Source organism: bacterium, assembly GCA_030654305.1.
Classification (GTDB): Bacteria; Krumholzibacteriota; Krumholzibacteriia; order LZORAL124-64-63; family LZORAL124-64-63; genus PNOJ01.
This window is the reverse complement of the sequence record JAURXS010000453.1, coordinates 1-6,195: the sequence shown is the minus strand read 5'-3', so window position 1 is coordinate 6,195 and position 6,195 is coordinate 1. Positions and strand designations below refer to the sequence as shown.

The 6,195-nt window shown below is 70.4% G+C and carries 8 protein-coding genes; all 8 read left to right on the top strand.

Features of this window, described 5'->3' with window-relative positions:
* Positions 1 to 240: 240 nt before the first annotated feature.
* The gene (locus tag Q7W29_13075) at positions 241 to 531 is read left to right on the top strand and encodes an HU family DNA-binding protein (protein MDO9172752.1); all 291 of its coding nucleotides are present in this window, start codon (positions 241 to 243) and stop codon (positions 529 to 531) included.
* Between the two features lie 404 nt (positions 532 to 935).
* Positions 936 to 1,322 carry a PilZ domain-containing protein gene (locus Q7W29_13070; GenBank protein ID MDO9172751.1) on the top strand — a complete coding sequence of 129 codons (387 nt, stop codon included), beginning with the start codon at positions 936 to 938 and terminating at the stop codon, positions 1,320 to 1,322.
* 218 nt (positions 1,323 to 1,540) lie between these two features.
* Positions 1,541 to 2,350 (top strand): flagellar hook-basal body protein, encoded by an 810-nt coding sequence (locus Q7W29_13065; protein ID MDO9172750.1) that lies wholly within the window; start codon positions 1,541 to 1,543, stop codon positions 2,348 to 2,350.
* 14 nt (positions 2,351 to 2,364) lie between these two features.
* Positions 2,365 to 3,150, top strand: a complete 786-nt coding sequence (gene flgG / locus Q7W29_13060) for a flagellar basal-body rod protein FlgG (GenBank protein MDO9172749.1) — start codon at positions 2,365 to 2,367, stop codon at positions 3,148 to 3,150.
* A gap of 4 nt (positions 3,151 to 3,154) precedes the next feature.
* Positions 3,155 to 4,102 (top strand): flagellar basal body P-ring formation chaperone FlgA, encoded by a 948-nt coding sequence (flgA, locus tag Q7W29_13055; protein MDO9172748.1) that lies wholly within the window; start codon positions 3,155 to 3,157, stop codon positions 4,100 to 4,102.
* 5 nt (positions 4,103 to 4,107) lie between these two features.
* Positions 4,108 to 4,701 carry a flagellar basal body L-ring protein FlgH gene (locus tag Q7W29_13050; GenBank protein ID MDO9172747.1) on the top strand — a complete coding sequence of 198 codons (594 nt, stop codon included), beginning with the start codon at positions 4,108 to 4,110 and terminating at the stop codon, positions 4,699 to 4,701.
* An 8-nt stretch (positions 4,702 to 4,709) separates the two neighbouring features.
* A complete protein-coding gene (locus Q7W29_13045) occupies positions 4,710 to 5,828 on the top strand; it encodes a flagellar basal body P-ring protein FlgI (protein ID MDO9172746.1) in 1,119 nt (372 codons plus the stop codon).
* Between the two features lie 7 nt (positions 5,829 to 5,835).
* Positions 5,836 to 6,195: rod-binding protein (locus Q7W29_13040; GenBank protein ID MDO9172745.1), on the top strand; the 360-nt coding region annotated here is incomplete at its 3' end.

Sequence of the window (6,195 nt, the reverse complement as noted above, 5' to 3'; positions counted from 1 at the left end):
CCTCGTGTGCCCGGAGCGCTTGGCCTTCCGGCCTTTCCGCCATCCTGGCTCCAAGGCCTCCAGGACACCCCGGTCTCCGCAGGATGTGTGGAGGCATGTCTAACAGCAGCCAGCCAGGGCACAATCTCAAGGGCACGAGCGAAAATTCCCTTGGCAGGTTCGCGGTACGCGTGGTATTGCTTAACGGCTTGATTCCCAAGTTGTTGGCGCAGGGGTGCCGCGAGTGCGAGGGGAGTGACGATGACCAAGGCCGAACTGGTGGAACTGATCGCCCAGAGGACCGGAGTCAGCAAGAAGGACACGGGGATCGTGGTCAACCTGATCCTCGAGAACATCGGCGGCGCCCTGACGCGCGGCGACAAGGTGGAATTGCGGGGGTTCGGCAGTTTCAAGGTCAAGAGCCGGCGGCCCCGGCAGGCGCGCAACCCCCGCACCGGCGATGCGGTGGCCGTGCCGCCGAAGCAGGTTCCCTATTTCAAAGCGTCCAACGAGTTGAAATCACGTCTGAACGGCGGGACCGGGGACGAATAATCTTGGCGCGGGCATTTGATTGTCAGCGGGATCCCTGCTATATTCCCAGCCCCTCGGGTGCGGGACATCGGATCGGTCAGGTCCGCCACGGCGGCGGTCCGACCCTGTTGTCATGGGCAGCGTCGGCTGTCATTCGTAGCGGAAAGGCGGTAGCATGCCGAACGGACGGAAGCGCAAGCGCAAGAAGATTGCGACGCACAAGCGCAAGAAGCGCCTGCGCAAGAACCGGCACAAGAAGAAGTAGCCAGCGGCCGGCACTTTTCGGAGTGCCGGTTTCGCTTGGCCTCGCTCTGGTACGGAACTGGCAATAGTCCGGAACTGGCAACGGGACCGGCACGGAGCGCCTTGACGGGCGCAGGCCGGGGACGGCCTCCCCAGGGGAGCCGGAACGAAGGAGAGCCCTCATGTCAGACGCGCAGCAGAACCGTCGCAAGGGCCAGCGGGTTGACGCGAAGCTCAACCTCGAGGTCAGCATCCCGCGCGGCGACGGCAGCCACGTGCCGGCGCGCATGGAGACGCTGAACATCAGCTCTTCGGGAGTCTACTTCCGCTCCGACCACTACATCGAGCCCATGACCAAGCTCAACATGGTCCTGGACCTGCCCGTGGATCCGCAGCGCCCCGAGGCGACCGGCATCGCCCACTGCGAGGGCATCGTCGTGCGCGTGCTGCCGGAATCCGTGGGCTCGGACGCCGCTCCCTACGAGGTCGCGGTCTTCTTCACTCAGATCGACGAACCCGGCCTGCACCACCTCCAGCAGCACATCAACATGCTGCTGGCCGTCGGCTGACCGTTCCGCTGACCGACCCGCCCGGCGCGGTCCCCGACGGGGATCGCGCCGTTCTACGCCGGACGGCTTCTGACCGCCCCTGACCATCCCTCGACCATCCCTCGCTCATCATTCCCCAGCGGAACCGCCATCCTACCGCCGCCGGCGGCGCTTGGCCGTGGCACGGCCCTTGCGGTCGTTCCCCGAGGCAACGTGTCCCCGGGCCCGCAGGAGGAGCCGTGCTGAAAGGACTGCGGTCGGCCGAGACCGCCATGAACATCCAGTTGACGCGCACGAACGTGCTGGCGAACAACCTGGCCAACGTGAACGCCACCGGCTTCAAGCAGGTGCTGACGCAGATCGTGGAGCAGATGCGCCAGGAGTCGGACGGCGGGGCCGCGACGACGGACGCCGCGATGCCGGACGCCGCCGCAGCAGCCGAAGGCGCCGCGCCGGCCGCGGCTGCGGGGCGCGGTCGCTCGATCCGGGACCTGGTCCTGGACGTGCGCGCGCCGGTGGACATGTCCCAGGGCACCCTGCGCGAAACGGGGCGCCCCACCGACCTCGCCTTCCAGGACGAGGGCCTGTTCCGCGTCGTCCGCGACGGGCAGGAGTACTTCACGCGCAACGGCGCGTTCGCGCTCGACGCGCAGCGGCGACTCTCCACGCCGGACGGCGCGCTCGTGCAGGGCGAGGGCGGCCCGCTGGAGATCCCCGAAGGCGAGCTCTCCGTGGGCGCCGACGGCGGCGTGCGCGTGGGCGGGGTGGAGGTCGGCCGCCTGTCGGTGGTCGCCTTCGACGATCCCGGACGCCTGCACCACGTGGGCGGTTCGCTGCTCGCGGCGCCCGCGGGTGTGACGGCGAAACCGCTGGCCGCCGACAAGGTGCGCCTGGTGCAGGGCATGCTCGAAGAGAGCAACGCCAACCCCATCGACACCATGGTGGCGATGATCGCCGCCCAGCGCGCCTTCGAGATGGACGCCAAGGTCCTGCAGGAGTCCGACCGCACACTGGACAAGGCCGTGAACCAGTTGAGCCGCACCGCGTAACCGAGGAGGCAGCCATGCTGCGAGCGATGACGAGCGCCGCGTCGGGCATGAAGGCCCAGCAGACGAATATCGACACGATCTCCAACAACCTGGCCAACGTGAACACGGCCGGCTACAAGAAGAGCCACGCCGAGTTCCAGGACCTGCTCTACGAGCAGATCGTGCCCACCGGCCGCGGCAGCGGCGACGCCAGCCCCACGCGCGTGGAGGTCGGCCACGGCGTCAAGCTGGTCGGCACCAACCGCGTCTACTCGCAGGGGCTGATCACCCAGACCGAGAACCCGCTCGACATGATGATCGAGGGCGACGGCTTCTTCAAGGTGAGCCTGCCCGACGGCACGGTCGGCTACACCCGCGACGGTTCCTTCAAGCTCGACGCGGACCGCAACCTGGTCACGGCGGCCGGCTACCGGATCGAGCCGCCCATCCAGATCCCCCTGGACGCCACCGACATCAGCATCGCGCGCGACGGCACGGTCTCGGTGCTGCTGGCCGGGGACTCGTCCACGGTCCAGGACGTGGCCCAGATCGAGCTGGCGAAGTTCGCCAACCCGGCGGGCCTGACCAACCGCGGCGGCAACGTCCTGCTGCCGTCGCCCAACAGCGGCCAGCCGCTGGTGAGCCAGGCCGGCCAAGACGGCCTGGGCGAGATCGCCTCGGGGTTCCTGGAGATGAGCAACGTCGAGACGGTCGAGGAACTGGTCAAGATGATCACGGCGCAGCGCGCCTACGAGCTCAACAGCAAGACGATCACCGTGGCCGACGACATGATGCAGACGGTCAACCAGCTCAAGAGGTAGCGACGTGAAGCGAAGCGCCCGCGCGCCCATCCTGCTGCTGCTCGTCGCCCTGGCGGCGCCGCCGACGGCGCGCGCCTGGGTGCTCGAGCTGCGGGAGGTTTGGAGCACCGACGGCGCGGTCGTGCGGCTCGGCGACGTCGCGACGGGCGAGCTGCCGGCCGACGCGGCCGCCCTGGTGCTGGCCGCGGACGTCGCGCCGGGCGGGACGCTGACGGTGGACCGCGGCGCCGTGCTGCGCCGGCTGGTGACCGAACGCCTGGCGACCGGCGTCGTCTGCCGCGGGCCCGAGCATTGCATCGTGACCTTCGCGGCGACGCGCCTGGAACCCGCGCGGATCGAGTCCGCGCTGCGCGGGGCGCTGGCTTCCTGGCTGCCCCCGGCGGCGCCCGGCGGCCCGCCGACGACGCTGGAGATCGCGGGCGACCTGCCGTCGCCGGCGCTGGACGGGGAGTGGAGCCTGGCCCTGATCGAGCCGCGGCCGCTGCTGGCCGGGCGCAACCTCGTGCGCGTGCGGCTCGACGCCGGCCGCGGCGCGGCGCGCTTCACCGCGACGGTGATCTGCCACCTCCACGGCGAGATCGCGCGCGCGCGGGTCGACCTGCAGCCGGGCCAGATCCCGGACGGCGACCGGGTGGCCTGGGAATGGTGCGACCTGGCGGGGCTGCGCGGCGGCGAGCTCGTCGGCCGGGCGGCGGCGGCCGGGATGACCTGCGTCGCGCCGGTGGCGGCGGGCGCGATCCTGCGGCAGGCCGCGGTGCGGCGCACGCCGCTGATCACCGCCGGGCAGCGGGTGGAACTGGTGTTGGACAGGGGCGGCGTCTCGGTGACGACCATGGCGGTCGCCCGCGAGGACGGCGCCGGCGGGGAGCAGATCTCCGTCCGCAACGAACTGGACGGCCGGCTGGTCCGGGCCCGCGTCGAGGGGCCGGGCCGGGTGGCCTGGAACAGGTGAGGGGCATGATGGTGAGCACAAGGTTCCGCATCCTTTTCATGGCGCTGGCCCTCGGGGCGATGGCGGCGGCGACGTCGCGCGCCTCCGGACCGCTGATCGACCTCGAGTCGGGGCGCTCCCTGGTCAGCAACGCCAAGGCGTGCCGCGTGGGCGACATCGTCACGATCCTGATCGTCGAGGAGTCGTCGGCCAACGCCACGGCCAAGACCGACGCCAACAACAAGTCGGAGGTCAGCGGCGGCCCGGGCCTGGGCTTCCTGGACGTGCTGACCGACTGGGGCCTGAACACCGAGAACAAGTTCACCGGCGATGGGCGGACCCAGCGCACCGGCAACCTGCAGGCCGAGATCACCGTGCGCATCGTGGAGGTCCTGCACAACGGCGACTACCAGCTCGCGGGCACGCGGATGGTCGACATCAACGGCGAGCGCCAGCTCATCGAGATCAGCGGCAGCTGCCGCGCGCGCGACATCCAGCCCGACAACACGATCTACTCGACGTACATCGCCGACGCCCGGATCGCCTACAACGGGACCGGGCCGGTCAACGCGAGCAGCGAGCCGGGCGTGATCACCAAACTCGTCAACTGGCTCTTCTAGGAGGGTCGATGAACCTGCGACGCATCACCAGCCCCACCCGGCTCGCCCTGCTGGCGGCGGCCCTGCTGTCGGCGGCGCCGGCGGCGGCCTCGCGCATCAAGGACCTGGCGACGGTCGCGGGCACCGACCGCGAGCCGCTGCTGGGCTACGGCCTGGTCGTGGGCCTGACCGGCACCGGCGACGGCCAGAGCGCCGCCTTCACCGTGAACTCGCTGACCTCGCTGCTGGAGCGCCTGGACGTCACGGTCGACCCGGCGATGGTCAAGCTGAAGAACGTCGCGGCGGTGCTGATCACCGCCCAGGCGGAACCCGGCGTCGCGCCGGGCAGCCGCATCGACGCCACCGTCAGCTCGCTGGGCGACTGCTCGAGCCTCGAGGGCGGCATGCTGATCATGAGCCCGCTGAAGGGGGCCGACGGCCTGGTCTACGCCGTGGCCCAGGGACCGGTCTCGATCGGCGGCTTCAACGTCTCGGGCGGGGCGAACAACTCGGTCCGCAAGAACCACGCGACCGTGGGCCTGATCGCTGGCGGCGCCAAGCTCGAGCGCCGGCTGCCGGGCGCCTTCATCGAGGCCGGCGCCATGTCCTGGCTGCTCCACAACCCGGACTTCACGACCTGCCAGCGCGTGGCCGACGCCATCAACGGCGTATTCGGCGCGGGCGCGGCGCGCGCCCTCGACGCGCAGCGGGTCGAGGTGATGGTCCCGGAGAGCTTCCTGGAGCGGCCCGTGGATTTCATCGCGCGCATGGGCGAGCTGCCGGCCGAGAGCGACCAGGCGGCCCGCGTCGTGATCAACGAGCGCACCGGCACGATCATCGTGGGGCAGGGGGTGCAGCTGCGGGAGGCCGCGGTCGCGCACGGCAACCTCAAGGTCGTCATCCGCACCACCTACGACGTGTCGCAGCCAAACTCCTTCAACGAGAGCGGCGAGACCGTCGTCACGCCCAACGTGACGGCCGACGTCCAGGAGAAGGAGGCCGCGGTGCTGCACGTGCCCGCGACCGGAACGGTCCAGGACGTCGTCGGCGTGCTGAACGAGGCCGGGGCCAGCCCCCGCGACATCATCGCCATCCTGCAGGCGCTGCGGCAGGCAGGCGCGTTGCAGGCCGAACTGCTCGTCATGTAGGGGAATGATGAAGGTCGAAACGGCAACCGCGGGGCCCCGCCCCCTCACGAACGCGAACGACACGCCCGAGCGCCGGGAGGCCCGGCTGCGCGATGCGGCCAAGCAGTTCGAGGGGCTGTTCGTGCAGACCTTGCTGAAGTCGATGCGCGGCACGGTGCCGATGAGCGACCTGATCGACAACAGCGGCGAGATCGAGACCTACCGGCAGCTGCTGGACGAGGAGATGGCACAGAAGATCGGCGGCCGGGGCGGCCTGGGCATCGCCGACCTGATCACCGACCGCTACCTGGCGGCGGCGCGCGGCGAAGCGCCGCTGGAGACGCGCGCGGCCGCCACGCTGTCGGCTCTGCCCGAATCGGCGCCGATG